This is a genomic window from bacterium endosymbiont of Bathymodiolus sp. 5 South (assembly GCF_900128535.1).
In the GTDB taxonomy this organism is placed as follows: Bacteria; Pseudomonadota; Gammaproteobacteria; order PS1; family Pseudothioglobaceae; genus Thiodubiliella.
This window is the reverse complement of the sequence record NZ_FQTR01000363.1, coordinates 1-1,063: the sequence shown is the minus strand read 5'-3', so window position 1 is coordinate 1,063 and position 1,063 is coordinate 1. Positions and strand designations below refer to the sequence as shown.

Below are 1,063 nucleotides of genomic sequence, written 5' to 3'. Positions count from 1 at the left end.
CTATGCTCAAATTTTCAGACAAATGACAATGTATTTCATTGCCCTCATTCTTAACCTTAAAACCAATTTGATTTTTAGTGGCGTCTAAATTTATTGAGTTTATTCTACCTTTGATAGTTTTTCTTTCTTCAGTAACATCTTGTTCTTGTTCTGTTGGTGAGTCAATAATAAAAAAACTTTGTTTATTTGTATTATCAATAATGACAGACTCTTCTAGCACTGGCGATGATGACTCTAAATTGTCATTATCATTTTTTAATGGTATTACTATTTTTGCTGATTCTTCTCTGTATTTTTTATCAATAAGATTAGATCTGATAATTTCTTTTGCGTTATCTGGAATGGGTAAATCTTTAATTTGTTGATATTGCCCTATTGGAATTTGACCAGATTTAAGCATTGATTTTGTATCACCTCTACTTAAACTAGTTTGAACTGATTGTGTATGAAGATAAGTATCTATTGCCGCTTTAAGAGTACTTCTAAGTATAGGAGTATTTGCTAAATTTTCACTAAGATTGCTTAAAAAAAACTTAAGTTTCTTTTTAAAACAATTATTAACAAATCCCTCTGTTAGGATTTGTAAAGATTCAATATCCGCTTCACTTAATTCTTTATCAATTCTAACTAGATCATTGATTATTTTCGTCAAGCAATATTCAATACCTAATAACTCATTACCCAAATCTTGAATATTCATAACACCATCAAATGATGGGCCATCGTATTTTATTTCTAAAAACAAATCTTCTAATTTAATATCATTTTCTGGAAATAATGAAGTCACTTACCACTCCAAAAACTCAACTTCTGTTCTTTTTTCCAAACCTCAAACTTACCCGCAATTTGTTTTAAAGCATATTTCCCAGTAAATTTTATAAGTTCAGATAATCGCATAATTTATTTATTTTGACTATTTTACGGTTTTTTTACTCAGAACACGCTTGAAAAAAATACGCCAATGGTGTTGGATTGATTTTTGCATGTTCTAACAAAATATAATACAGTGCCTTGTTGCTGTTGTTAACGGTTGGTGGCTTAATGCCAATTTGCAAACATTGTG

General features: G+C 29.2%; 1 protein-coding gene. It reads right to left on the bottom strand.

Annotated features, from left to right (window positions below):
- The coding region (locus BBROOKSOX_RS11515) for a hypothetical protein (RefSeq protein WP_139662003.1) at positions 1 to 787 on the bottom strand (787 nt) is incomplete at its 3' end.
- Between the last annotated feature and the right edge of the window lie 276 nt (positions 788 to 1,063).